Origin of the sequence: Paracraurococcus lichenis, from assembly GCF_030657435.1 — a bacterium.
GTDB lineage: Bacteria > Pseudomonadota > Alphaproteobacteria > Acetobacterales > Acetobacteraceae > Paracraurococcus > Paracraurococcus lichenis.
Map to the genome: position 1 here is coordinate 1 of NZ_JAUTWS010000379.1, position 787 is coordinate 787.

Sequence of the window (787 nt, forward strand, 5' to 3'; positions counted from 1 at the left end):
CAGGCGGCAACCTGGAACAGCTCGGCGATGAAGCTCGCCTGCGCCCGCATGTCGCGTCCACCAATCCTCCGTACCTGCCCCTTCCTCACCATCGCCATCACCTCGTAGCCCGCCAGTGTTCGTCGCGCCGTGTGGAAACTGCCAAAGCCCAGCCCCGGCCTGATCAGCCGTTTAACGCGCCGATGGTCTTGTTCCACTATATTATTGAGATACTTCACCTGGCGTAGCCGCGAGCGTCGCCACAGCTCACCATCCTCCTTCAGCGGTTCGACCGCACATGGATAGGCCGGGTTCTTGTCCACCGTGATCGTACGCGGGTTCACCGTGTGCGGCTGACCCAGTGCCTTGCGGAAGAACCGCTTCGCAGCCTCGGCGTCCCGCTTGGCCGAGAGCAGGAAGTCGATCGTCTGGCCGCGGCTGTCGACGGCACGGTACAGGTAGGTCCAGCGGCCCTTGACCTTCACATAGGTCTCATCGACCCGCCACGAGCCATTGCTCGACCGCAGATGCGGCCGGATCCGCTTCTCGATCTCGGGTGCGTAGACCTGGATCCAGCGGAAGACCGTCGTGTGGTCCACGTTCACACCGCGGTCGGCGAGCATCAGCTCGATGTCACGGTAGCTGATGGGGAACATGAGGTACCAGCGGACTGCCCAGAGGATCACCTCGGCGGTGAACTGCCGCCCCTTGAAGGACTGATCCGGCCTCACCGAGGATGCTTGCTGCCGCTTTGCCATGCCGACGATTGTACCCGGTCGGTTTGAGTGCCGAAACTTGCAACAGAACC

1 protein-coding gene is annotated in these 787 nt (G+C 62.6%); it reads right to left on the minus strand.

Annotated features, from left to right (window positions below; all coding sequences use genetic code 11):
* The coding region (locus tag Q7A36_RS40345) for an IS6 family transposase (protein WP_370655814.1) at positions 1-710 on the minus strand (710 nt) is incomplete at its 3' end.
* Positions 711-787 lie beyond the last annotated feature (77 nt).